Origin of the sequence: Plantactinospora endophytica (assembly GCF_016862915.1) — a bacterium.
GTDB classification, from domain to species: Bacteria; Actinomycetota; Actinomycetes; order Mycobacteriales; family Micromonosporaceae; genus Plantactinospora; species Plantactinospora endophytica.
The window spans coordinates 29,792-54,545 of record NZ_BONW01000039.1 but is presented as its reverse complement, the minus strand read 5'-3'; the positions used below and the strand labels follow the sequence as shown (position 1 = coordinate 54,545).

23 protein-coding genes are annotated in these 24,754 nt (G+C 72.2%); 12 read left to right on the top strand and 11 right to left on the bottom strand.

The window, feature by feature from the left end; genetic code table 11:
* The first annotated feature begins 36 nt into the window (after positions 1-36).
* The 8 genes from Pen02_RS31960 (at position 37) to Pen02_RS31925 (ending at position 9,032) form a co-directional block, all read left to right on the top strand.
* Complete coding sequence (locus Pen02_RS31960; RefSeq protein ID WP_203869885.1) at positions 37-963, top strand: carbohydrate ABC transporter permease; 927 nt, start codon at positions 37-39, stop codon at positions 961-963.
* On the top strand, positions 963-1,787 hold the full coding sequence (locus Pen02_RS31955; protein WP_203869884.1) for a carbohydrate ABC transporter permease: 825 nt from the start codon (positions 963-965) through the stop codon (positions 1,785-1,787). Before Pen02_RS31960 ends, Pen02_RS31955 begins: the two co-directional genes overlap by 1 nt.
* An 11-nt stretch (positions 1,788-1,798) precedes the next feature.
* Positions 1,799-2,947 (top strand): galactonate dehydratase, encoded by a 1,149-nt coding sequence (gene dgoD / locus Pen02_RS31950; protein WP_203869883.1) that lies wholly within the window; start codon positions 1,799-1,801, stop codon positions 2,945-2,947.
* Positions 2,948-3,002: 55 nt separating this feature from the next.
* Positions 3,003-4,232 (top strand): D-mannonate dehydratase ManD, encoded by a 1,230-nt coding sequence (gene manD / locus Pen02_RS31945; protein WP_203869882.1) that lies wholly within the window; start codon positions 3,003-3,005, stop codon positions 4,230-4,232.
* Positions 4,222-4,803 (top strand): gluconokinase, encoded by a 582-nt coding sequence (locus tag Pen02_RS31940; RefSeq protein ID WP_203869881.1) that lies wholly within the window; start codon positions 4,222-4,224, stop codon positions 4,801-4,803. Before manD ends, Pen02_RS31940 begins: the two co-directional genes overlap by 11 nt.
* Before the next feature lie 174 nt (positions 4,804-4,977).
* Positions 4,978-6,156, top strand: coding sequence for a low temperature requirement protein A (locus Pen02_RS31935; RefSeq protein ID WP_203869880.1), 1,179 nt, complete (start codon positions 4,978-4,980; stop codon positions 6,154-6,156).
* Positions 6,157-6,219: 63 nt separating this feature from the next.
* Complete coding sequence (locus Pen02_RS31930; RefSeq protein WP_275413629.1) at positions 6,220-7,353, top strand: DUF5685 family protein; 1,134 nt, start codon at positions 6,220-6,222, stop codon at positions 7,351-7,353.
* Positions 7,354-7,535: 182 nt separating this feature from the next.
* Positions 7,536-9,032: a CehA/McbA family metallohydrolase domain-containing protein gene (locus tag Pen02_RS31925; RefSeq protein ID WP_203869878.1), complete on the top strand. Its 1,497-nt coding sequence runs from the start codon at positions 7,536-7,538 to the stop codon at positions 9,030-9,032.
* Positions 9,033-9,235: 203 nt separating this feature from the next.
* Here Pen02_RS31925 and Pen02_RS31920 read toward each other — a convergent pair whose 3' ends face one another.
* From Pen02_RS31920 to Pen02_RS31910, 3 genes are all read right to left on the bottom strand, one after another.
* Positions 9,236-10,501, bottom strand: a complete 1,266-nt coding sequence (locus tag Pen02_RS31920) for an SGNH/GDSL hydrolase family protein (protein ID WP_203869877.1) — start codon at positions 10,499-10,501, stop codon at positions 9,236-9,238.
* A gap of 215 nt (positions 10,502-10,716) precedes the next feature.
* Positions 10,717-11,940 carry an ARPP-2 domain-containing protein gene (locus Pen02_RS31915; protein ID WP_239141645.1) on the bottom strand — a complete coding sequence of 408 codons (1,224 nt, stop codon included), beginning with the start codon at positions 11,938-11,940 and terminating at the stop codon, positions 10,717-10,719.
* Positions 11,937-13,403 (bottom strand): hypothetical protein, encoded by a 1,467-nt coding sequence (locus tag Pen02_RS31910; RefSeq protein ID WP_239141643.1) that lies wholly within the window; start codon positions 13,401-13,403, stop codon positions 11,937-11,939. The genes Pen02_RS31915 and Pen02_RS31910 overlap by 4 nt, the downstream gene beginning before the upstream one ends.
* Positions 13,404-13,751: 348 nt before the next feature.
* Between Pen02_RS31910 and Pen02_RS31905 the strand changes: the two genes are divergently transcribed.
* Complete coding sequence (locus Pen02_RS31905; protein ID WP_203869876.1) at positions 13,752-14,810, top strand: LLM class flavin-dependent oxidoreductase; 1,059 nt, start codon at positions 13,752-13,754, stop codon at positions 14,808-14,810.
* Between the two features lie 66 nt (positions 14,811-14,876).
* Here the strand turns inward: Pen02_RS31905 and Pen02_RS31900 are convergent, their stop codons facing one another.
* The 3 genes from Pen02_RS31900 to Pen02_RS31890 all read right to left on the bottom strand — a co-directional run bounded on the left by Pen02_RS31900 (position 14,877) and on the right by Pen02_RS31890 (position 17,356).
* Positions 14,877-15,497 (bottom strand): response regulator, encoded by a 621-nt coding sequence (locus tag Pen02_RS31900; RefSeq protein ID WP_203869875.1) that lies wholly within the window; start codon positions 15,495-15,497, stop codon positions 14,877-14,879.
* Positions 15,498-15,647: 150 nt separating this feature from the next.
* Positions 15,648-16,520, bottom strand: coding sequence for an ABC transporter permease (locus Pen02_RS31895; RefSeq protein WP_203869874.1), 873 nt, complete (start codon positions 16,518-16,520; stop codon positions 15,648-15,650).
* Positions 16,517-17,356 (bottom strand): ABC transporter ATP-binding protein, encoded by an 840-nt coding sequence (locus Pen02_RS31890; RefSeq protein WP_203869873.1) that lies wholly within the window; start codon positions 17,354-17,356, stop codon positions 16,517-16,519. Before Pen02_RS31890 ends, Pen02_RS31895 begins: the two co-directional genes overlap by 4 nt.
* Positions 17,357-17,615: 259 nt before the next feature.
* On the opposite strand from Pen02_RS31890, the gene Pen02_RS31885 reads away from it, so the two are divergent.
* On the top strand, positions 17,616-18,326 hold the full coding sequence (locus Pen02_RS31885; protein WP_203869872.1) for a hypothetical protein: 711 nt from the start codon (positions 17,616-17,618) through the stop codon (positions 18,324-18,326).
* 92 nt (positions 18,327-18,418) lie between these two features.
* Here Pen02_RS31885 and Pen02_RS31880 read toward each other — a convergent pair whose 3' ends face one another.
* Complete coding sequence (locus Pen02_RS31880) at positions 18,419-18,589, bottom strand: DNA-binding protein (protein ID WP_307837752.1); 171 nt, start codon at positions 18,587-18,589, stop codon at positions 18,419-18,421.
* 621 nt (positions 18,590-19,210) lie between these two features.
* Between Pen02_RS31880 and Pen02_RS31875 the strand changes: the two genes are divergently transcribed.
* Positions 19,211-20,731, top strand: coding sequence for a serine/threonine-protein kinase (locus tag Pen02_RS31875; RefSeq protein WP_203869870.1), 1,521 nt, complete (start codon positions 19,211-19,213; stop codon positions 20,729-20,731).
* 61 nt (positions 20,732-20,792) lie between these two features.
* Here the strand turns inward: Pen02_RS31875 and Pen02_RS31870 are convergent, their stop codons facing one another.
* The 3 genes from Pen02_RS31870 to Pen02_RS31860 all read right to left on the bottom strand — a co-directional run bounded on the left by Pen02_RS31870 (position 20,793) and on the right by Pen02_RS31860 (position 22,933).
* On the bottom strand, positions 20,793-21,302 hold the full coding sequence (locus Pen02_RS31870) for a hypothetical protein (protein WP_203869869.1): 510 nt from the start codon (positions 21,300-21,302) through the stop codon (positions 20,793-20,795).
* A gap of 79 nt (positions 21,303-21,381) precedes the next feature.
* Complete coding sequence (locus Pen02_RS31865) at positions 21,382-21,930, bottom strand: RNA polymerase sigma factor (RefSeq protein WP_239141640.1); 549 nt, start codon at positions 21,928-21,930, stop codon at positions 21,382-21,384.
* A gap of 163 nt (positions 21,931-22,093) precedes the next feature.
* The gene (locus Pen02_RS31860; protein ID WP_203869868.1) at positions 22,094-22,933 is read right to left on the bottom strand and encodes a hypothetical protein; all 840 of its coding nucleotides are present in this window, start codon (positions 22,931-22,933) and stop codon (positions 22,094-22,096) included.
* A gap of 197 nt (positions 22,934-23,130) precedes the next feature.
* Between Pen02_RS31860 and Pen02_RS31855 the strand changes: the two genes are divergently transcribed.
* Positions 23,131-24,426, top strand: a complete 1,296-nt coding sequence (locus Pen02_RS31855; RefSeq protein ID WP_203869867.1) for an aldehyde dehydrogenase family protein — start codon at positions 23,131-23,133, stop codon at positions 24,424-24,426.
* Positions 24,427-24,450: 24 nt separating this feature from the next.
* On the opposite strand, the gene Pen02_RS31850 is transcribed toward Pen02_RS31855, so the two are convergent.
* Entirely contained in the window at positions 24,451-24,666 is a 216-nt protein-coding gene (locus Pen02_RS31850; protein WP_203869866.1) for a helix-turn-helix domain-containing protein, read from the bottom strand.
* Between the last annotated feature and the right edge of the window lie 88 nt (positions 24,667-24,754).

Sequence of the window (24,754 nt, the reverse complement as noted above, 5' to 3'; positions counted from 1 at the left end):
AACCGGGAAGTCCCGCCGAACCGGAAAGACCACCCCATGGCATCCATCGCTTCCACCCAGCCGTCCGGCGACCTGACCGGCTGGACCCGCTGGGCGAACAACCATCGCAAGTGGCTATTCGCGGCACCGGCCATGACGTTCGTCGGTGCGCTGATCATCTTCCCGCTGGCCTGGACGATCTACCTCAGCCTCACCGACGCCGAGGGATCGGTACGGGCGGAGTCCGAGTTCGTCGGCTTCGCGAACTACCTCGAGGTGCTCTCCGACACCGACCGGTTCTGGCCCGCCGTGCTGCGTACGGTCGGCTTCACCGGGGTCGCGCTGCTCTTCGAGATCGTTATCGGCATGGCGGTCGCACTGCTGCTCTGGCGGCCGTTCCGCGGCGAACGGTGGGTCCGGGTGGCGATCCTGCTGCCGCTGGTCGCCACCCCGGTCGCGGTCGGCATGATGTGGCGGCTGATCTTCGACCCGAACATCGGGATGGCGAACCAGATCCTCGGCTGGGTCGGGATCGGACCGCAGCCGTGGCTGGCCGGCCAGCACAGCGCGCTGCCGACGACGATCTTCATCGACATCTGGCAGTGGACCCCGATGGTGGTGCTGATCCTGCTGGCCGGGCTGACCGCGCTGTCGAACGAGCCGGACGAGGCGGCCCGGGTCGACGGTGCCAACGCCTGGCAGCGGTTCCGGCACGTCACCCTGCCGCTGCTGATGCCGACCGTGATCGTGGCGATCCTGCTGCGCGGCATCGACGCGCTGAAGACCTTCGACATCCTGTACGCCACCAAGGGGCGCGGCGGCGGCTCGTTCCACGAGGTCGAGACGCTGAACGTGTACGCGTACGGGCTGAGCTTCGACTACAACGAGTACGGCATCTCGTCGACCGTACTCATCATCTTCTTCCTGATCATCATCGGTTCGATGTGGGCGCTGACGTCCCGTCGCAAGAAGGGCGCACTCTGATGGCCCGCCGCAAGCGTCGTACCCCGTACCAGGTCTTCCGGGCGGTGGCCCTGGCCGTGGTGGTGGTCTCGCTGATCGCCCCGCTGCTCTGGATGGTCGCCGCCTCGTTCAAGACCAACGTCGACATCTACGACTCCGGCAAGGCGTTCGCGTTCACGCCGGTGCTGGAGAACTACACCAAGGTCCTCGACCAGGCGAACTACCTCCAGTTCATCGGCAACAGCCTCTGGGTGGCGTTCGCGGCGACCGTGCTGTCGCTGATCCTGGGCGTGCCGGCGGCGTACTCCATGAGCCGGTTCAACATGAAGAAGTCGGCCCTGGTGGTGCTGATGGCCCGGGTCATCCCCGGCGTCTCGCTGCTGGTGCCGTGGTACTACGTCTTCTCCAACCTGCGGCTGGTCGGCGGCTTCACCGTGCTGATCCTCAGCCACATGTTCGTCTCGCTGCCGCTGGTGGTCTACATCCTGATGGGCTTCTTCGACAGCCTGCCGGAGGAGTTGGAGGAGTCGGGGCAGGTGGACGGGCTCACCCCGATCGGGGCGTTCCGGCGGATCACCCTGCCGCTCTCCGCGCCGGGCATCGCCACCGCCGGCATCCTGTCCTTCATCTTCTCCTGGAACAACTTCATGTTCGCCCTGGTGCTCTCCGGCGCCGACACCAAGACCCTGCCGGTGGCGATCTTCGACTTCGTCGGGTACGCCAGCATCGACTGGGGCGGGCTGATGGCCGCGTCCACGGTGGTCACCCTGCCGATCATGCTGATCGCGCTGTTCGTGCAGAAGTACGTCGTCTCCGGCCTCACCGCCGGGGCCACCAAGGGCTGAGAGCAGGCATCGTGACGAAGATCGAACGGGTGGAGACCTTCCTCGTCCCACCCCGGTGGCTGTTCGTGCGGATCGAGACCTCGGACGGCATCGTCGGCTGGGGCGAGGCCACCTGCGAGGGCCGGTCCGAGACGGTACGCACCGCCGTGCACCAGCTCAGCGAGGTGCTGGTCGGGCAGGACGCGCTGCGGATCGAGGACCACTGGCAGGTGATGACGAAAGGCTCCTTCTACCGGGGCGGGCCGATCCTGGCCAGCGCCGTATCCGGGCTCGACCAGGCGCTCTGGGACATCGCCGGCAAGCACTTCGACGCGCCCGTGCACCAGTTGCTCGGCGGCCCGGTCCGGGACAGGATCCGGGTGTACGGCTGGGTCGGCGGCGACGAGCCGGCCGAGGTCGCCGAGCACATCGCGGCGCAGGTGGCGGCCGGGCTGACGGCGGTCAAGATGAACGCCTCCGGCCGGATGAGCCCGGTCGCCTCGGTCGCCGAACTCGACGGGGTGGTCCGGCGGGTCGCCGCCGCCCGGGAGGTGCTCGGCGAGCACCGGGACGTGGCCGTCGACTTCCACGGCCGGTTCACCCTGGCCAACGCCCGCCGGGTCGCCCCGCTGCTGGAGCAGTTCCGGCCGTTCTTCCTGGAGGAGCCGGTCGTACCGGAGAACTCGCACCTGCTCGGCGAGTTCGTCCGGTCGACCAGCACCCCGGTCTCCACCGGCGAGCGGCTCTACAGCCGGCAGGAGTTCCTGCCGGCACTCCAGGCCGGCATCGCGGTCGCCCAGCCGGACCTGTCGCACGCCGGTGGGATCACCGAGGTCCGTAAGATCGCGGCACTGGCAGAGGTGTACGACGTACAGCTCGCCCCGCACTGCCCGCTCGGGCCGCTCGCGCTGGCCGCCTGCCTCCAGGTCGGCTTCGCGACCCCGAACTACCTGATCCAGGAGCAGAGCATCGGGATCCACTACAACGCCGACGCCGAGGTGCTGGACTACGTGCTGGACCGGACGCCGTTCGGGTTCGCCGACGGGCACATCGCCCGGCTGACCGGCCCCGGTCTCGGCGTCGACATCGACGAGAATGCGGTACGCCGGGCGGACCAGCGCGGGCACAGTTGGCGCGGGCCCGTCTGGCGGCACCCCGACGGCTCCTTCGCGGAGTGGTGAGCCGACCCGCCGTCCCACCGCTCCCCCATTCCACCCCAGCGCAGAAAGGCAAGTCGTGAAGATCGTCGCCGCGGACGTGAACGTCACCAGCCCGGACCGCAACTTCGTCACCCTCAAGATCACCACCGACGAGGGGATCACCGGGCTCGGCGACGGTACCCTCAACGGGCGGGAACTCTCCGTCGCCTCCTACCTCGCCGACCACGTCGTACCGCTGCTCATCGGGCGGGACCCGCACCGGATCGAGGACACCTGGCAGTTCCTCTACCGGTCGGCGTACTGGCGGCGTGGGCCGGTGACCATGGCCGCGATCGCCGCCGTCGACGTGGCGCTCTGGGACATCAAGGCGAAGGCCGCCGGGATGCCGCTCTACCAGCTCCTCGGCGGCGCGTCCCGGGCCGGCATCATGGCGTACGGGCACGCCTCCGGGCGGGACCTCCCGGAGCTGTTCGACTCGATCCGGCGGCACCTCGACGAGGGCTTCCGGTCGATCCGGGTGCAGACCTCGGTCCCCGGCATCAACGCGGTGTACGGCGTCGCCGCGCAGACCAGCGTCGACGGCAAGCGCTACGACTACGAGCCGGCGCAGCGCACCGCACTGCCGGTCGAGGAGGACTGGGACACCCGGGCCTACCTGCGGCACCTGCCCACCGTCTTCGAGGCGGTACGCAACGAGTTCGGCCCGGAGCTGCCGCTGCTGCACGACGGCCACCACCGGATGACCCCGATCCAGGCCGCCAAGCTGGGCAAGGCGCTGGAGCCGTACGACCTGTTCTGGCTGGAGGACTGCACCCCGGCGGAGAACCAGGAGGCACTGCGGCTGGTCCGGCAGCACACCACCACCCCGCTGGCGATCGGCGAGGTCTTCAACACCGTCTGGGACTACCAGACGCTGATCCGTGAACAGCTCATCGACTACGTCCGGTCCGCCGTCACGCACACCGGCGGGATCACCGCGATGCGCAAGCTGCTGGACTTCGCCGCGCAGTACCAGATCAAGTCCGGGATTCACGGGCCGACCGACATCTCGCCGGTCGGGATGGCCGCCGCGCTGCACCTGGACCTGGCGATCCACAACTTCGGCATCCAGGAGTACATGAAGCACGGTCCGCTGACCGACGAGGTGTTCCGGCAGTCGTTCACCTTCACCGACGGCTACCTGCACCCGGGCGAGCAGCCGGGGCTCGGGGTCGAGCTGGACGAGGAGGCGGCGGCCCGGTTCCCGTACCAGCCGGCGTACCTGCCGTTCAACCGGTTGCAGGACGGCACCGTCCATGACTGGTGACCGCGTCCCCGGCCCGTCCCGCAGCGGCGACGGGCCGGCCCGACCCACCCGGCACGTCGTGGTGATGGGCGTCTCCGGATCGGGCAAGACCACCGTGGCCGAGGGGATCGCCGCGGCGACCGGGCTGACCTTCGCCGAGGCGGACGAGTTCCACCCACCGTCCAACGTGGAGCTGATGCGGGCCGGAGTGCCGCTCGACGACGCCCACCGCTGGCCCTGGCTGCGGGAACTGGCCGGCTGGATGGCCGAACGCGCCGCCGAGGGGGTCTCCACCGTACTCGCCTGCTCGGCGCTGCGGCGCTCATACCGCGACGTACTCCGGCAGGGGCCGCCGAGCGTCGACTTCGTCTTCCTGGACGGCTCGGCCGAGGTGATCCGGGAGCGGATCTCCCGGCGGGCCGGACACTACATGCCGGCCAGCCTGCTCGACTCGCAGATCGCCACCCTGGAGCCGCCGGAGCCGGACGAGCGGGTCCTCACCCTCGACGTCGCCGCGACCCCGGAGGAACTGGTCGCCGCCGCCGTCGCCGGTCTGGGCCTGCCCCGCACGATCGACCAGCCGAACCCCTGAACCACCGACCCCACCCGCCACCACCCGGCCCGCATCCGAGCGTTCCTCTCGTCGTCGACCACGCCGTCGGCGGGCGGTGCCGGCCGTGGTTACGTCCAACCCCGCCCGTCGATCGTTCGCCTATAGGTAGCGGAAGGTAACCGTTGGGACGGCGGGAAGTGGGGCGGCTGCTCGATGGCGAGCGAGGAGACGCGCAGGCTGCTGCGCCATCCCGAGGCACCGAAGCGGGCGACCCTGCTGGAGCTGCTGCTCGACGTGGTCTACGTCGCGGCCCTCGCCCTGCTGTCGATGCGGCTGGCCGAGGCCGTGACCTGGACGGCGGCGGCCGAGATACTTGTGCTGCTGATGGGGATCTGGTGGGTCTGGTCGATCACCGCCCTGCTCACCGACTTCTACAACCCGGACGAGCCCAAGATCCAGATCATCGTCGGCTGGGCGATGCTCGGCAGCATCGTGCTGACGGCGAGCATCCCGCAGGCGTTCTCGGCGCTCGGCTGGCTCTTCGCCGGGATGTACGTGGCCATCCACCTGGTCCGTGGCATCGTGCTGGTGGCCGTACTCCGGCGGCACCAGGCGCAGGCCCGGGCGGCCCGGTTCCTCTGCTGGTTCACCCTCTCCGGGACGTTCTGGATGGCCGGCGCGTTCCTGCCGGCGTCGACCCGGCTCGTGCTCTGGGGCATCGCCCTGGTGATCGACTACGTCGGCGCCGCGCTGCGGTATCCGACACCCTGGCTGGGCCGGGTCCCGCTGGCCCAGTACGACAAGGCGAGCGAGCACCTCGGCGAGCGCTACCAGCAGTTCGTCATCCTCGCGCTCGGTGACATCATCCTGGTGCCGCTGCTGCTCAGCGGTCGTACCGGACTCAACGCCGAACGGATGGGCATCCTGCTGCTGGCGTTCGCCACCCTGTTGCTGCTCTGGCAGATCTACGTCTACCGGGCCGGCGCGCTCCTCCAGGCGGCGATCGCCGAGGGGCCGGGCCGGGCGACCCGGTGGGCGCCGTACACCCACCTGCTCATGGTGGCCGGCGTCGTCTCCACCGCCACCGGATTCGAGCTGCTGGTCAGCGAGACCCGGAACGCGGCCGGGCTCGACCTGGTCGCCGTGGTGGTCGGCGGGCCCACCCTGTTCCTGATCGGGCGGACCGTCTTCGAGTACGAACTCTTCGGCACGTTCGCCTGGTCCCGGCTCGGCTGGCTGGTGGTGCTGGTCGGCACGGCACCCGCGTTCCTGTCGCTGGTCCCGGTCGCGGTGGCCGGGTTCACCGGAGCGGTCCTGCTCGGGGTGGCCATGTCGGACGCCGTCCGGTCGAGCGGGCTGCGCCGGCCCCGCCGCCGATCCGGCGAATCCTGACCCGTCCCGGGGTGCACCGGGTCGGTACGCTGCCGCCGCAGACGGTTCGACCGAGGGGGCGCGTTGTTCGGGATCGTACGACCGTGTCGGCACCGGATGTGCGGCAAGCTGCACGCCGCCTGGCTCGGTCACCTCTGCGGGCTCTGCCTCACCCTGCGCGACGAACACGGGCAGCGGGCCCGGCTCGCCACCAACTACGACGGCCTGCTGATCTCCGTACTGCTGGAGGCGCAGCGCCCGGCCCTGGCGTCGTACCGCCCGGCGGCGCCGTGCGCGCTGCGCGGGTTCCAGCGCGCCTCGGTGCTCTCCTCCGCCGATCCCGGTGCCCGGCTGGCCGCCGCCGTCTCGCTGGTACTCGCCGCCGGCAAGACCCGGGACCACGTCGCCGACCGGGACGGCGCGCTGCGGGTGCCCGCCCTCGCCGGGGTGGCCGGTCGGCTGGCCGACGGCTGGGCCGAGGCCGGCGCCCGGACCGGCAACGGGGTCGGCTTCGACACGGCCGTACTGCTGGACGCGGTCGACCGGCAGGGCGCGGTGGAGTCCACCCTGGTACCGGGCGCGTCGGTACTGCTCGCCACCGAGCCGACCGAGACCGCCGTGGCGGCTGCCTTCGCGCACACCGCGATCCTGGCCGGGCGACCGGGCAACGCCGCCGGGCTGGCCGAGGTCGGCAGGTACTTCGGCCGGATCGCGCACCTGCTCGACGCCGTCGAGGACCACGCCGACGACGCCGCCCGGGGCGCGTTCAACCCGCTGCGGGCCACCGGCACCGACCTGGCCGAGGCCCGCCGGTTGTGCGAGGACGCGCACCACGGCCTGCGGCTGGCCCTGGCCGACCTGGAACTGCGGGACCGGGCGCTGGTCCGGGCGCTGCTCGACCGCGAGGTCGGCGACGCCATCGAACGGACGTTCGCGCTGGCCGGGGTACCCGACGACCACCCGGCGGTGCCGCTCGCCGGGCACCGCCGGTCCGGGCAGCCGGCGGGTCATCCCGGGGCTGCCGAACCGCGACCGGACGGCTGCGGCGCCCCGCTGGTGATCGGCGGCGCCTGCGTGCTGACCACCTGCACCTGCGGGCTGTGGCAGCCGCGCTGGAGCAGGTACCACCGCAGGTCGCGCGGCGACCGTTGCTGGTGCACCCGGCACTGCGACTGCGACTGCTGCAACTGCTGCGACTGCGACTGCGACTGCTGCTGACCCGCCCGCCCGGCACCCACCGGGCAGGCAGGGAAACAGCAGGTCACGGAGACGGAGCCCGATTCAGTCGACCGGGACGCACTGTTCCCGGCAGGCCCGGCCGCCATTCATCCGGTATTCAACCGATCCGGTGAGAGTCGCTGGTTGTCACAGCCACGGCTGGCTCAACGAAAGGCTCCACCATGAAGGAAGAGGCCGAGGGCGCGCAGATCTCCCGCCGCCAACTGGTCCGGTACGCCGGCGTCGGCGCGACGCTGGTCGCCGCCGGTCCCCTGGTCGGGGGCGGCGCGGCGTACGCGCACGAGAAGGACGACGACGACCACAAGGGCAACCAGCAGGGCGACTCCCGTAACCGGGTGTGGCGGGCCGGCGACCACCACGTGCACTCCGAGTACAGCGGCGAGTTCGACACCTCGACGAACCCGCCGACGTTCCACAAGGGCGCCGACGCGGTCTACCCGATCGTCACCAACGCCATCATGGCGAAGAACTTCGGGCTGACCTGGGCGATGTGCACCGACCACGGCGGGCCGAACCACTCCAAGGTGAACCTGGAGCAGGCGTACCCCGACCTGCTGCGGTCGCGCAAGCTGGTCCCCGAGGTGCTCCAGTTCTGGGGGATGGAGTTCGACACCCCCGCCCTGGACCACCACACGCTGATGATCCCGCACCACGAGGACGAGGCGCAGCAGCTCTTCGAGCTGGAGAGCCGGTTCAACAAGTTCGACGCCTACCCGACCGACCCGGGCCGGGACACCGAGGCGAAGATGATCGAGTTCCTGAAGGCGGCCCGGGACATGCGGCAGAAGCCGCTGGTCATCGGCCACCACACCTCCCGTTCGGCGCCCGGCTGGGGCGTCTACGGCCAGGACACCCCGCGCGAGTTCCGCAACGGCAACAACGCGGCGCCGGAGATCTACGTCGGTTTCGAGGGCGCACCCGGACACCAGGCGGGTCCGCTCAACGGTGGCGCCCGGGGCGGTTACGGCAACTACCCGACGCACGGTGGCTTCGACCAGATGACCGCCCGGGTCGGCGGCATGTGGGACTCGCTGCTCGGTGAGGGCCGGCGCTGGTGGATCACCGCCACCTCGGACTCGCACGTGCACTGGACCCGGGGCGGCTCGGACTTCTGGCCCGGCGAGTACAGCAAGACCTACGTGCACGCCCGGCAGGACTACGCCGACATCATGGACGGGCTGCGCAACGGCCGGATCTGGGTCACCACCGGCGACCTGATCAGCAGCCTCGACCTCACCGCCCGGAGCCAGGGGCGTACGGCGGCGATGGGCGAGACGGTGACGTTGAGCCGGCGCAACCGCACCGACGTCGAGATCGAGATCCGGTTCCGGCCGCCGGCCGGCAAGAACGGCAACGGCGACCGCCCGGAGGTCCGCCGGGTCGACCTGATCACCGGGCAGATCACCGGCCCGCAGTCGAACCTGGATGCCGACACCAACCCGACCACCAAGGTGGTGGCCCGGTTCGGCCCGCGCGACTGGCGCAAGCAGGGTGCCGAGTACGTCATCCGGCACACCCTGCGCGACGTCGGCGCCGACACCTACGCCCGGGTACGCGGCACCAGCACCGACGAGGCCGAGCCACTGGCGGACGGGCTGGAGAGCCCGTGGAGCGACCTCTGGTTCTACTCGAACCCGGTCTTCGTGCACGTCCGCTGAGCAGCGGTCTGTTCCTGCACGTGCGTTGATCAGCGGTCCGTTCCTGCACGTGCGCTGAGCAGCGGTCCCGTCGGACGTCGGCGTGCGACGGTCCCGTCGAACGTAGTGCGACGGGACCGTCGACCCTCAGCGCGCGAAGGTCGAGTCCGCACCGGGGTCCCGACGCCGGTGCGGACCCGACCCGCTGGACGGGCGGCCGAGGCTCAACTCACGGTGATCGCCCCGGAGCCGGAACGTACGCAGGCGACGGCCCGGTTCGGGGTGGCCGCCGCACCGGCGAGGCACTGCCCGAGCACCGCGTGCCCGGCCGCGTTCGGGTGCCACGACTCCTGGCAGGTCTGGAAGTACGTCACGCAGGCGTCCGCGATCCGCTGGATGTAGATCTTGTCGTGGCCGGAGAGGCTGGTCACCGGTACGCCGCTCGGTCCGTCCTGCAACCGGATCGGGGTGGCCAGCGCGCCGGTCGGGCTGGACCCGGTCTCGCAGAGCCGGGCACCGTCGAAGGCCCGCTGCACGTTCAGGTAGACCAGGTCGTCGCCGGGGAACTCGGTACGCATCGTGCCGTGCACCGACTGGACCAGGGTGCCGAGACCGGAGGAGAAGAGGTGACCGGCGGCCAGGCTGGCCCGGTGCACCGGACAACCGGCCGCGTACCGCTCCGCGCCCAGCGCCCGGAACTTGTCCCGGCTGTCGTCCCGGCTGTCCTCCTCGTGGAACCGCGCCTCCAGGTCGAACGGGAGCGGGTTGGTGTAGTCCTGGAAGACGATCCGGTGCTGCCCGTCGGCGTCGACCTGGTCCAGCGTGGCCAGCAGTTGCCGGACCGCGTTGGCGGTCTCGGCGGTCGCCGCCGAGAACTGGGCCGAGGTGGCCAGGTCGTTGCCGGCGCACGGCGCCTGCGGCACCGGGCCGCCGATGTACGCCCAGAACTCCCACCAGCCGGTCCAGGCGTCCGCGATGAACCGGTTGGCGCACTTCGAGGCGACGTCGCCGAAGGTGAACGAGCTGTTGTTGGAGCCGAGCCCGAGCAGCACCAGGTCGATGTCGTGGGTCTGCGCCACCGCGCGGAGCTGGTCGAGTTGCGCGGCCACCGTACGCCCCTTGGTCCGGCCGGCCGAGGCGTTGGTGATGTCGTAGGGCTGCCCGCCCGAGCAGGCGAGGTTGAACCGGGCCTGGATGCCGGGCAGGCTCGCCTGGTGCAGCGAGGCGTTCGCCGACCGGTGGCAGAAGAACGCGTTGCTGTTCGGCGCGGACCAGCCGGGGAAGCCCTGCGCCGTGCCGCCCGCGTCCACCACCGGCTGGTAGCCACCGGCACCCTCGCCGCTGACGAAACTGTCGCCGAGCGCGACCGCGGCGGTCGGCAGGGCCGCCGAGGCCGTACCCGGTGCGGCGACGACGCCCGACAGCGTGCCGGCCGAGGCGAGGGTGAACACCAGCGCCGCAGCCAACACGGGTCGACGGAACCCGAACATCTTCGACCCCCAAGGACATCCGATCGAAATATTGACGCATCTTCGCGTCCGCGCATCAGATCATGCGGCCGATGGCCGGTCAACGAATGACATCGATCCCGGCCGGCAACGCCCGGGTGACCCGCTCAGCGCCGCCGCCCAAGCCCGGTCTGTGCCGCCCGGCGGACCGGGTCAGTGCCGTCGGCGGATACGGCCGGTGCGGTCGGCGGGTCCGCTCAGTGCCGTCGGCGGGTCCGGCCGGTGCGGTTGCCGGAGGTCCGGGCCTGGGCGCGGCAGGCGTCCAGGATGTCCGGACGCAGCAGGTGGCCGAAGCCGGCGCGGTCGAGGCGCAGCGTCAGCCCGGCCCGGTCGGTGCCGAGCGCAGCGGCGGTGGCGTCCAGGTCCCAGTCGTGCGCGCCGAGCCGGCCGAGCAGATAGCCCCGGCGGGCCTGCGCGGCGGAGAGCCGGAACGTCTTCAGGTACGCCAGCCGACCGTCGGTGTCGGTGACGACCTCGCCGACGTGGTTCTCCCGGTCCGGATGGAACGGCGGCAGGAACCGGGACAGCACGAAGCCGTTCATCCGGTACACCTCCTCGACCGTGCGGTATTCGGCGCCGAAGAGCCCGTCGGCGAGCAGGTTCCGCAGCCCGTCCCAGCCGGCCCGGTCGCGCGCCACCTCGGCCCGCAGGTCGGCGACGCTGTGCACCCGGTCGTCGTCGAGCCTGCTGCGGAACTCCGGTACCGCCGGATAGAGGTGCGCGTACTGGTGGACCAGCTCGCCGTAGAGGTCGCCGAGCAGGGTCGGATGCAGTGCGCGGTAGTCGTCGGGGTGCGGCACCACCAGGGCGGCGGCGAGCGCGTCGGCGACGTACAGCAGTACGCCGCACTGGTCGGGATGGATCTCGAAGATCCGCAGCGCGTCGCCGAGCCCGGGGATCTCGCTGCCGGCGTACGCGGCCTCGGACCGGGGCGACAGCCCACGGGTGACGGCCCGGCGGGTCCACTCCTGCCAGGCGATCGGCGGGCCGCCGAACTGCAACCCGAGATAGCCCTCCAGGGCCAGGTGCAGCGGCAGGAACCGCAGCCGGCGCTTCTCCTCACGTCGGGCCATCCGGCGGTGGAAGTGCAGCCCGATGCCCCGGGGCGGCCGGCCCGCCGCCGGGTCGACCAACTGGGTGCCGTACGTGGCGGCCGGGCTGCCGTCGGCGGTCCAGCTCGCCACGAAGGCGTGCGGGATGTAGGAGACGTAACTGGTACGCCGGTCCACCGCCACCAGCGACAGGTCGTCCGGGTCGTAGAGCCGGGGGTGCAGCCGCAGGTCGGTGATGGGTTCGGCGCGCAGCAGCGGCTGGAGCCGGACGGCACCCCACACCTGGTCGGGGCCGGCGACCAGTCCGCTCGTCGACAGGTCCCACCGCCACGGGCCGGGTGCGCTGCCCTCGATCCGGGTCGGGCTCACGCCGCCACCTCCGGCCGGGCCGGCTCCTGGACCGCCGAGCGGCCCGGTTCGTTGGCAAGGAACCGGGCGACCCGGTCGTCGAGGTGTCGGCGCAGCTCGTCGAAGCTCGCCGTACCGGTGGCGAAGCGGGCGAGTTCGACCAGGGCGGCGGCGTCCTCGGCGTCGCGTACCCCGACGGTCGCCACCGCCGGGCCGAGCCGGCGCACGTCGAAGTTGTCGCTGTCGTACACCGGGTTGAGGTGTACGACGAAGGTCCGCCGCTCCGGGTCGAGCCGGGTACCCCAGATCCGCAGTACCTCCGCCGCCTGCCCGGGTGGCGCGTTGTCCCAGCCGTCCGAGACCACCACCAGCCGGTCGGGCCGGTGCGCCAGCCCGTCCACCAGCCGCTCCCCCAGCCCGGTCGCGCCGGCCGCCCGGACCAGCAACGGGTCGTCCCGGTGGCGCAGCCAGAGTCCGGTGTAGTCGGCGGCGAGCACGCCGAGCAGGAAGTGGGTGGCCAGCGCCACCGCCAACGGACGGCGGCGCTTCTCCCCCGAACCGGACGACGAGTAGCTGTCGTCCAGCACCGCCACCACTCGCCCCCAGCTACCGGCCTGCCGGCCGGCGGCCCGGCGGGCAGCGGCGACCAGCGCCCCGGTCAACTCGTCCCGCCGCTCGATGCGCTCCGCGCGGGGCAGCGACAGCACGAAGCTGGCGAGCCGGGTCAGCGGCGCCCGGGACAGGTCCATCCGGACCGCGTCGACGCCGAGCCGGCGGGCCGAGGACTGGAGCCGGAGCCGCTCGCCGCCGGTCAGCATCGGGGCGATGCCGGTCAGGAACTTCGCCCGGTCGATGCCGTGCAGGGCCGCCAGCCCCTCGGCGACGGTGTACGGCAGCCCGTACAGCGACCGCTGCTCGTAGTGCGCCCGCCGCCAGGTCTCCAGGATCGGGGTGTCGTACCGCTTCGGGCGGCGCCAGTCGAACAGCACCGTACCGAGTTCGGTCGGCAGTGCCAGGTGGGCGTGCCGGGCGGCGACGGAGAACCCCCGGCGGTACTTGACGGCGTCCAGTGCCGGATCGGGTCGGGCCGCCAGCCAGTCGCGGATGATCGCCCGGGTACGCCGGTTGTTCAGCCCGAGCCGGCGCAACTCCCCGAACACCCGGTACACCCGCTGCGGCGGCAGCAGCCGCAACCGGGCCGCGATCAGCCGCCCCTCCACCGCCCGCCGCTGCGGGTCGGCGAGTCGCGCCGTGCGGAGCAGGTTCGTCACCACCAGCGCCGCGTTGAAGTGGTTGACGTCCAGCGCCAGCGTCGCGGCGTACAGGTCGCGGTAGTTGCCGAGCACGTAGTCGTGCAGGAACGCCAGCGACATCCGCTGCTCGGCGGCGCCCGCCCGGAACTCGCGTTGCCCTGTCGAGGTGACCGCCGCGTTGACGAACATGACCACGTCCTCGCAGGCGACCCGGTCCGACAGCGGCAGCACGACGACCCTCCTTGCGGAAGTGGTGGGAGCCGGCCGGGGAATGGGGGCACGAGCTGCGAATCATCGCTTAAGAGGCGGGTTCCGGAAGTCGTACCTGAGTCCCGCGGCCGGCCGGGTCACCCTACCGGGACGGTCGGCACGCGGGCGACGCCATTACCTCCGCGCCGTACCGGCTCGCGGACCCCGCGTCGTAACGGCTCGCGCCGTACCGTTCGGCGGGCACCGGCGTACCGGTCAGCGGTGACGTTTCGCACCTGGCCGGGCGGGAATGCGACCCCCGGCACCCCCGTTGCACCGCCCGGGAAGCCGGCCGCACGGTACGACCGGCGTGAGGCGTGGGAGGACGACATGGCGACGGCCGTGGAATTCGGGTTGGACAGCTTCGGCGACGTGACCGCCGACGCGGCGGGCAACCCGGTCCCGTACGCCCAGGTGATCCGCAACGTGGTCGAGGAGGCGGTGCTGGCCGACCGGCTCGGTGTCGACTTCTTCGGGCTCGGCGAGCACCACCGGGACGACTACGCGGTCTCGGCACCCGAGATCGTGCTGGCCGCGATCGCCGCCCGGACCGAGCGGATCCGGCTCGGTACCGCGGTCACCGTACTCAGCTCCGACGACCCGGTACGCGTCTACGAGCGGTTCGCCACCCTCGACGCGCTCAGCCTCGGCCGAGCGGAGATCATCCTCGGCCGAGGCTCGTTCACCGAGTCGTTTCCGCTGTTCGGCTTCGACCTGACCGACTACGACCGGCTCTTCGAGGAGAAGGCCGACCTGATGTCGCAGTTGCTCACCGAGGACGCCGTCACCTGGCAGGGCACCGTACGCGCGTCGCTGACCAAGCAGCACGTCTATCCGAAGACCGAGTCCGGCCGGATCCGTACCTGGGTCGGGGTCGGCGGCAGCCCGGAGTCGGTGGTCCGCGCCGCCCGCTACGGCTTCCCCCTGGTGCTGGCCGTGATCGGCGGAGACCCGGCCCGGTTCGCCCCGTACGTGCAGCTCTACCACCGCGCCCTCGCCGAGTTCGGCCGGGAGCCGCTGCCGGTCGCGGTGCACGCGCCCGGCTTCGTCGCCGACTCCGACGAGGCGGCGGCCGACCTGCTCTGGCCGCACGTCCGGGTGCTGTTCAACCGGATCGGCGCCGAGCGCGGCTGGCCGCCGATGACCCGGGCCCGGTTCGACGCCGACATCGCCAACGGCGCCTGGCACGTCGGCTCGGCCGAGACCGTCGCCCGCAAGATCGCCCGAACGGTACAGGTCCTCGGGGTGCAGCGCTTCGACCTGAAGTACTCGGCCGGCACGCTGGCGCACGAGCGTCTGATGGAGACGATCGAGCGGTACGGCACCGAGGTCGTCCCCCGGGTCCGGGAACTCCTCACCGCCGACACCGACACCGCCTCGACGTCCTGAACCCCTGATCCGAGCCCTCCGGCGTCCGGTGCCGACCCCCGTACGGCACCGGACGCCGGAGGAGACCTATCCGAGCAGTCCCCGAGCCATCGCGGTGGTGACGGCGGCGGTCCGGTCGGAGACGTCGAGCTTGCCGAAGGTACGCAGCAGGTGTGTCTTCACCGTCGCCTCGCTGATGTGCAGGGCACGACCGATCTCGGCGTTCGTCCGGCCCTCGGCCACCAGGGCGAGCACCTGCACCTCCCGGGCGGAGAGCGTCGGACCGGCCGGACCGCGTACCTGCCGGACCAGCCGGCCGGCGACCGACGGTGCGAGCGTCGTCTCGCCCCGGGAGGCGGCCCGGATCGCGGCGGTGAGGTCCGCCTTGGTGGCGTCCTTCAGCAGGTACCCGATGGCGCCGGCCTCCACCGCCCGCAGGATGTCCGCGTCGCTCTCGTAGGTGGTCAGCACCACCACCCGGCAACTCCGCGACTCGCGCAGGATCGCCTCGGTGGCGTACACCCCGTCCAGGCCCGGCATCCGCAGGTCCATCAGGATCACGTCCGGCCGGTGCGCCCGGGCCGCCACCACCGCCTCCTGGCCCGAGCCGGCCTCGCCGACGACCTCCAGGTCGGGTTCGGTGTGCAGCATCCCGCGCAGTCCGTCCCGGACCACCGGATGGTCGTCCACCAGCAACACCCTGATCACCGCCTGACCTCCCACTCCCCCGCCGTTCCCGGGCCGGCTTGCCCACCTGACGCTCGGCAGCCGCCGGACCTCGTCGGCCGGCACGGTCACCGGCTGCCGCACTCGGTCCGTCGACGGGTCAACGGCTGCCGCGCTCGGTCCACCGGAAGGTCAACGGCTGCCGCGCTCGGTCCACCGGAAGGTCAGCAGGCAGAGCAGCAGTCCGCCCACGCACCAGGCGCCGAGCACCAGAGCCGTCGTACCGTGTTGCCAGGAACCCGCCGCCTCCTGCGCCATCATGCTGTCCGGCAGGAACACCGACCGGAAGCCCTGTCCCATCCACTTCACCGGGAAGAACGATGCCACGCTGAGCATCCCGGCCGGCAGCGTGTCGTTCAGCACGAAGATCCCGGAGACGAACTGGAGCGCGATCGCAGGCAGGTTCAACACCGCTGGCGCGCTCTTCGCCGACCGGGCCAGCGAACTGGCCGCGATGCCCAGCAGGGTGCACGCGACGACGGAGAGCGCCAGCAGCCAGCCGAAGGTCAGCCAGCGCGCCGGATCGGTCGGCAGCCGCAGCCCGAAGAGCAACACCCCGACCGCGAGCAGCAGGGCGATCCCGCCGACCGTGGAGGCCGCGACCAGGCAGATCTTGCCGACGAAGTACGCGACGGCGGTGGCCGGAGTGCCCCGCAGCCGTTTTAGCGTGCCGTCCTCGCGGTCGACGGCGATCCCCACGCCGACGCTGATGAAGGCGGTGGAGACGATCCCGTACGCGATCATCCCGACCACGAAGACCTGGCTGATGGTGAGGCCCGGGATGCCGTACGCCGGCTCGTCGAAGATCAGCCCCAGCATCAGCGCGATGAAGGCCGGGAAGGCGAAGGTGAAGACCACCGCGTCACGTTGCCGGAAGAACTGCTTCAGTTCGACGGCTCCCCGGGCGAGACCGACCCGGAACGTCGACGGCAGCCGTACCGTCGGAGACGGCGTGCTGGTGGCGCCCGTCGGCCCGGTCTCGGTCGTCGGCTCGGTGGCGGTCATCGACCTTCTCCGATCAGGTCCAGGTAGACGTCTTCCAGGCTGGGCCGGTGCACCCGCAGGTCGGTCACTGCTCCGCCGGTTCGGGCGGTCAGCCGGGCCACCAGGTCGACCGGGTCGGCGGTCTGCTCGTGGTGCTCGCCGTTGGAGTCCCGCCAACTGACCGTGGCCGCGACGCCGGCCCGGCCGCCGATGGTCGCCGGGGTGCCCTCGGCGATGATCCGGCCACCGGCCAGGACCGCGAGCCGACCGGCCAGCGCCTCCGCCTCGTCCAGGTAGTGGGTACTGAGCAGAATCGTGGTGCCCTCGTCGGCGAGCCGGCGGATCAACGACCAGAACTGCCGACGGGCCTCCGGGTCGAAGCCGGTGGTCGGCTCGTCCAGGAAGAGCAGTTCGGGTCGGCCGACGATGCCGAGGGCCACGTCGAGCCGGCGGCGCTGACCGCCGGAGAGGGTACGGATCCGGGCGCTCGCCTTCCCGGTCAGCCCGCACACCTCGATCACCTCGTCCGGGTCCCGAGGGTTCGGGTAGTAGCCGGCCAGGTGCCGGACGGTCTCCCGGACGGTCAGCTCGGCGGCGTCGGTGGCGGTCTGCAACACGATCCCGAGCCGGGCCCGCCACCGCCGGCCGGCCGTACCCGGGTCCTCGCCGAGCACCGACACGGTGCCGCCGTCCCGCTTTCGGTGCCCCTCAAGGATCTCGATCGTGGAGGTCTTGCCCGCCCCGTTCGGCCCCAGCAGCGCGAAGACCTCGCCCCGCTCGACGGTCAGGTCGATCCCGTCCACCGCCACCTCGCCGCCGTAGCTCTTGCGTAACCCCTGCGCGCTGACGACTGTCATGCCTCGATGCTTCCGCCGACGAGGCCCGGCGGGGACGACCACCGGATGGAATCCGGCTGTCCACCGACCGGTGGACAACGGCGCCGGAAAGCCGGCGGATCCGCAGCGGCGCGCCGCGCGGGACGGGCCGGGACCGCATCCGGCGCACGGCGCGGGACGGGCCGGGCACTGTCGGGTTTCCGGCAGCGGCGAGCCGAACAAACCCCTCCGGTGGCCGGGACTAACCGGATGACAGCACCGATCAGACCGGAGGTCCACCATGTACATACCAGCACGGCGTTCCGTCGCCGGCCTGGGCATCCTGCTCGCCGCTCTCGTCGTCACCCCGGCCACTCCGGTCGCCCCGGCCGCTCCGGCGAGCGCGGTGCCGGCCGCGTCGGTCGCGTCGACCGTTGCCGCCGCGTCGACCGTCGTCGGCGCACCGGAACGGGCCGCCGCGCCGGTACGGGCCGCCGCTCCCGGGGACGGCGGCGGCGGATTCGGGGCGGTCGTCGGGGTACGCACCGGACGTGTCGCGTTCCGTCCTGTGCTCACCGCCGACGGGATCGGCCCGTACCGGATCGGGGTCTCCACCCGTACCGGGCTACTCGCCCAAGGCTTGGTCACGAATGTCGAGGAGGAGCAGACCTGCACCGGCTTCTACTCCGGGCAGGCCACCGGACGGTACGCCGGCATCCTGCTGCTCAGGTTCCAGGGCAACCGGCTGGTCCTGCTCTCCAGCACCGATCCGACGATCCGGACCAGGGCCGGCGGGCGGGTCGGGATGACCCTCGACGAGTTGGAGCAGCAGTACGGCCCGCAGGGCGCGATCGAGTACGGCAAGTGGACGCTGCGCGCGTACGTCGTGCCGAGCGGCGGCCGGATCATCGCCTTCTTCGAGGACCCCTACACCCCGTACGTCTACCGGATCGCCAGTGGCGAGCGGGACCGGGTACTCGCCTCCTTCGTCGGCGGCGACGACCAGTGCTGACGTACCCCGACGCCGGCTGAGGCCACACGAACAACGGCCCGCACCCCTGGATGCCTACTCGGGGTGCGGGCCGTTTCACGTCTGGGTGACGCTCAGTCCTCCGGCGGCGGTGGCTCGTCCGCTCCCCTGGCCTTCCACGGCTGGTGTTCCTCGATCCAGCGCTCCACGTCTTCCGCCCACCAGACGGCGCCGCCAGCGAGGCGGTCGACCGGCTCCGGGAAGTCCGACCGGCTGGTGAGCTGCACGACGCGAACGCGGGACACACCCAGGCGCTCCTGGAGTTCCGCTGAGCCGTACAACTTCCGCCGGGCCATGGCCTGAGCTTCCGGACGAGAACCCCTTACGGACTTGGAAGTCCTACCCGAGTCACCCGTTTGCGCTGGTGGCTCGCCATTTCACATGTCGAAATGCCCCCTGTCGTACTTGACAGGGGGTGGCTGATTGTCGTTACCTAGAGGGGCACAAACAACGGATGCGGTCCGGCTACGTGACTAGGGCTCCGTGGCCGGACCTGCCCGCGCTCCTGTGAGGGGTGACATGTGTTCAGTGACGACCTACCGCACCAAGCCGTACCGTCCACGGACTCCGGGCCGCTCCCCGTGTCCTGGACGTCCGACCCGAACGTGATCAACATTTCGCTGCCGGTCCACCTTTGCGTCCGGTGCGCCACGGCGCTGGCTGCCGGGGACCAGGACCACAACTGCATCGAGGTCGACCCGAACCGGCACCCGGCCGCCGCGCTCCGGGACTGGCGTTGCGAGTGCCCCTGCCAGCCGTAACGTCCGAGTAGGCCGGGACGTCGGTCGCCTGGCGATCTCGCAGTATCCTGAGCCGGTGACCAGCGCTTCCGGCCTGGTGACCCGCGACCGCCACCAGCCGCCCACGTGAACCCGCCGCAGCGGATCGGCCCGTACCGCGTCGAGCGGCTGTTGGGCTTCGGTTCGTTCGCCACCGTCTGGCTGGGCCACGACCCGGCCCTCGACGCGCGGGTGGCGATCAAGGTGTTGGCCGAGAACTGGAGCCACGACCTGCGGGTGCGGGAACGGTTCCTGGACGAGGCCCGCCTGCTGTGGCGGCTGGACCACCAGCGGCTCGTCCGGGTCCACTCGGTCGGCGAGTTGGCCGACGGCCGGCCGTACCTGGTGATGGCCTGGGCCGAGGGTGGCAGCCTGCGGGACCGTCTCGCGGCAGGGCCGCTGCCGGTAGGCCGGGCACTGTGGGTGCTGCGCGAGATCGCCGCCGGGGTGGCCGTGCTGCACGCGAACGGCATCGTGCACCGGGATCTAACTCCCGGCAACGTCCTGTTCCAGCCATCGCCGGCCAACCACCTACCGGACGAGAGCGCCACGACGCCGACAACCGGGTCAGAGGACAGCGCGTCGGGCGACGCCGGGACCGACGAATCGGTGCTCATCGCCGACCTCGGGCTCGCCAAGGCCCTGGCAGCGGCGTCCGGGCTGACCGCCCGGGCTGGCACGCCCGGCTACATGGCGCCGGAACAGGAGTCCCCGGCGGCGCTGGTCGACGCCCGCACCGACGTCTTCGGGCTCGGTCGCCTCGGCACGACACTGCTCGGCACGCCACCGCCTGGCGCCACGGGACCGGAGGACACGCCGGGCCGGAACGACACCGCCGACGGGCCGGCCGGGGCAATCGCACTGCGGCCCGGCGTACCCCCGGATGTCGCGGCCGTGCTCCACCGGGCCACGGCGCGGTCCCCGGCGGAGCGCTACCCGGACGCCGCCGCCTTCGCCGCCGCGCTGGACCTGGCCACCGGCACCGCCGGGCCGTCCGCATCGACCGACCAACCATCTCCGGTACGCCGACCACGCCGCCGCCCGCTCCGGGCCGCCACGCTGCTCGGGGCCGCCACACTCGCCGTCACCGCACTCGCCGGCACCGCGTTCACCGTGCTGTGGCCGGGCTGGTTGGGCCGGGACAGCCGGATCGGCACCGACTCGACCAGCCGGATCACCGTCGCCCTGCCGGAGGGCTGGCGGGCCACGGGTTCGGGCTGGATCGGCCAGCGTGGCCCGGACGGTGACCTGGAGCCGGCGCTGGTGATGTCGCCGGATCCGGAGCGCTGGCCGACCGACCCGACGGTGCCGGGCGCCTTCGTCGGGCTCTCCGGCAGCCTGGCCGAACGGCACGACCCGGCCGGATACCTCGCCGAACGCCCGCACGCCGAGTGCGAGGCGGCCCCGGTACGCACCGTGCGACGCGGCTCCGTCGACTGGTACGTGGCGGCGTTCACCGCCTGCCGCACCGGTAAGCCAGTGATCGTGGAGGTCGCCGCACTCGCCCCGGACTCTGCCGGTCTGCTGTACGTGCAGGTCGCGCCCCCGGCGAACGCCTCGGCAAACTTCGTCGACACGCTACTGGCCGGAATCCGGGTACGCCCCTGACGCCGGCTCCCGGTCGTCACTCGTCCCGCCGTCCCACGTATGGCCGGCGCCCATCCGACGATCACTCGACCACGAGCACGGTGATGGTGTGGCTGCCCGTCTCCCCCTCGATCCTCACCTCGACGGTGCCTGGCCGGAGCATGCGGCAGTCGACCACACCGCCCTCGTAGTGCTGGGCGACCCTGTCCGCCGGAGTGGCGGTGACGGTCCCCGGGCCGACGTTCTGGATGCGCAGAATCGCGGCCACCGTCAGGCAGAGCGCCTTGGGCATCGCCGCACTGTCCGACCCGTCCACGGTGTAGATCACCGCCGGCAGGCAGGCCGGGGAGAGTTCGACGGTCGGCGTGGCCCGGGACGGCGCGGGGGTACGGGTGCGTCGGGGCGTGCGGGGCGCGGTGGTGGCGGCGGCCGGGGTCGACGTGGCCGCCGGTCGGGACGGGCCAGCGGTGCTGGTGGGGCTCGCGGTGGCGCTGCCGATCGGGGTGGGCGTCGGCCACTGTGCGGGCAGCGGGGCGACCGGCGCCGAACCGCATCCGGCCACCAGCAACGCCACGATCAGCAGCCCCGGCACGACGAGCCGCCTCCGACGGCGAGGGTCGGGTTTGCCGATCTCGACGGCGGTGGGGCGGGGCGGCCGGCGGCGCACCAGATCAGACCTGTGCGTCGGTGAGCCGGTCGCGTAACCGCTGCCGCCCCTGGTGGATCCGGGACTTGACGGTGCCCTCGGCGAGCCCCAGCAACACCGAGATCTCCCGGTACGGCAGCCCGAGCACGTCCCGCAGCGCCACCGGCTCGGCGTACTCGGGGCCGATCGCCTCCAGCGCGTCGAGCAGGTCCAGCCGGGTGCCCGCGACCACGCTGGTCCGGCGCGGGTCGGGTGTCTCCGGCACCGGCCCGCCACGCCCCTCGGCCTCGAACCGCCGACGCAGTGTCGCGTACGTCGACCGGGCCCGGTTGGCGGCGACCCGGTGCAGCCAGGTCCGGAACGCCGACCGCCCGTCGAATCCGGTGATCCCCCTGGCCACCGCCAGCAGGGTGTCCTGGCATGCCTCCTCTGCGTCCTCCCGGTTGGGCAGGAAGCGCGCGGACATCCGCAGCACGTCGGGGCGTACCGCGACGAGCAGGCGGTCCAGGGCGTCCCGGTCGCCAGCGGCGGCGGCCCGGGCCAGCCCGTCGAGATCGGTGATGCCGGGAGGCACGGGCCGAGTTTAGAAAGCCCCGTCCAGCCCCCGGCCCGCTCGAAGCAGGAGCGCTCGGAGCAGGAGCGCCCGGACCAGGAGCGCTCGAACCGAGCCCGCTCGGATCAGCTCCGACCGACCCGCTGGGCCGCCAGGTCAGCTCCGGCCGGCCCGCCGCATCGGGTCAGCTCCGGCCGACGGCTCCGGTGGCGGCCAGGTAGTCACCGACCGACGCCGGTCCGACCAGAGCCACCCGGCACCAGTCGACGAGCAGCAGGTCCGCCTCGTGCATCACCCGCTCCAACGCGGCGACCAGCCCCGGCTGTGGCTCCGCCGCCGGACCCGGTTCGGCCCGCAGGGCCAGTACGGCGAGCGCGTCGCCGTCGGCGAGGCCGTACAGCAGTACCCGGCCGACGGTCACCGCGAACGAGCTGGGCACGATCCCCCGCTGGCCACGGAAGCCGATCCCGCCCCGGCTGCGGGCGTCCGGCGGCAGCAGGTCCAGCAGTCCGGTCCGGGACACCGGCCGGGACAGCGGGTTGACCGGGTTGCTCCGGACGTGGATGTTCTGGAAGCCCTGCACCCGGCCCTGCTCGTCGCGGCGGGCGTGCTGCTCGAAGCTGCGGCGTACCTCCCGAAGTTCGGCCTGGACCTCGTCGCCGAGGTCGGCGCTGACGAACTCCACCTGCCGCCAGTCGTCCTCGTGCAGTTCGAGCCGGTCGGCACCGGCCGGGGTGGGGGCGACCGCCGGCAGGCTGGCGCAGAGCGTCGGCAGCGAGTACAGGATGTCGCCGGGCGGGGCCGACTCGACCCGGCGCAGCGTGAGGGTGAGGGTGCCGGTGGCGGCGAACTGGGCTGCCGTGGGCGGCTCGGCGCGTTCCACCGACCAGGTGGCGCCGGCCAGTTCCAGGGTGGTCGCCGGCTGGAAGCTCTCCGGCAGTTGCCCGAGCGGCAGTTCGCTCCGGCCGAGCTGTGCTCCGGTGTCGGCGTCGAGGAAGACGACCCGCACCAGGTTCTTCGACATGGCGGGGACCCTATCCGTACGACGATCATGGTCGTCTCTGAGCCCCCGGGCCGCCCGGCTGGTCCTGAATAGCGGACACTATTGCTCCCTCGTTGAACAAACGTGTCACACTCGGTGGCTGTCACCAGCGCCTTGGACAGGCGTGACGGCGGCGGACGGGCGTGACGGCGGACGAGGACGGCGAAGGAGACCGGAAGATGGTGTCGATCGAGACGGCCGACGGAGCCTCCGGCGGAGCGGACGAGCGCGTGCACGCCCTGGTCGCCGAGTGCGGCCGGCGGGCCCGGGCGGCGTCGGCCGGGTTGACCGAGGCCCCCGATTCGGTGATCGACTCCGCGTTGACGGCGATGGCGGACCGCCTGGTCGCCGCCGAGCGCGAGATCCTCGCCGCCAACCAGCAGGACGTCGAGGCCGCCGGGAAGGCCGGGATGAGCCCCGCTCTCCAGGATCGGCTCCGGCTCGACACGGCCCGGTTGAAGGGCATGGCCGACCAGTTGCGGCTGCTCGCCGAGGCGCCGTTCCCGGCCCGGGAGACGCCGCTGCGGTCGCTGCCCGGCGGGCTGCGGCTCTCCGAGCGACGCCGGCCGGTCGGGGTGATCGGGGCGAACTTCGAGGCCCGCCCGAACGTGACGGTCGACGTCGCCTCGCAACTGGTCAAGTCCCGCAACGCGGGTGTGCTGCGTACCGGGGGTGCGGCGCTCACCTCGGCCGAGGCGCTGCACCGGCACGTCATCGCCGCCGGGCTGCGCGACGTCGGGCTCGACCCGGACGCGATCCAACTGCTGCCGGACGCCAGCCGGGGCAGCGCGGTCGCCCTGGTCCGGCAGACCGACCTGATTCCGCTGGTGATCCTGCGCGGCAGTGGTGACGCCACCCGCTCGCTCGGCGCCGAGGCGGCCCGGCACGGCGTGCGTACCCTGGCGCACGCCGACGGCGGCGGGGTGCTCTACGTCGACGCCGCCGCCGACCTGGACCGGGCCACCGAACTACTGGTCGCCGGCCTGGACCGGCTGGGCGTCTGCAACCGGGTCAACCTGCTGCTGGTGCACCGGGACGTCGCCGGGCAGGCGGTGCCACGCTTCGAGGCGGCCCTGACCGAGCTGGGCGTACGCGCCTCGCTGCCGCCGTACGACCACCCGGTCGGTTACGAGTGGGCGCTGGACAGCGGGCGGGAGGCGACGGTGACCGTCGCCGAGGTCGCCGATCTTGCCGAGGCGGTGTCGATCGCCAACACCGAGACCTCGGGGCTGGCCGCGACGATCGTCACCGAGGACCGGGCCGCCGCCGAGCGGTTCATCGCCACCGCGATCGGCACCGGCATCTTCTGGAACGCCACCACCCGGCTGCTGGACGGCTTCAAGCTGCACGGCGTACCGGAGACCGGCATCAACGTCGACCACGTACCCGGCCCGCGCGGACCGGTCACCTTCCAGGACCTCTACCTGCGGCAGTACGTCGTCGCCCCGGAGGACCGCCCCGGCGACGCCGGCTGACAGCAGTTGCCGGTGGGCGGTCGCTCAGAGCAGGCCGTGCCGGACCGCCCACACCACCGCCGAGATCGGCGCCGGCACGCCGAGCCGGTCGCAGATCGCCCGGGTACGCCGTCGCACGGTCCGCTCCGACATCTCCAGCCGGCGGGCGACCGCGTCGACCGGAAGCCCTTGGGCGAGCAGTCGCAGCAGGGCCAGTTCCTCGTCGTCCATCCGATGGCGTTGCTCGATCGGTACGGTCACGACACCATTCCTTCCTCCCTGCGGCCTGACCCGGCTACGCCGCCGGCCAGAGCTGTCGGGGGTGGACCCGTCGGCTCTGGCCGGCGGC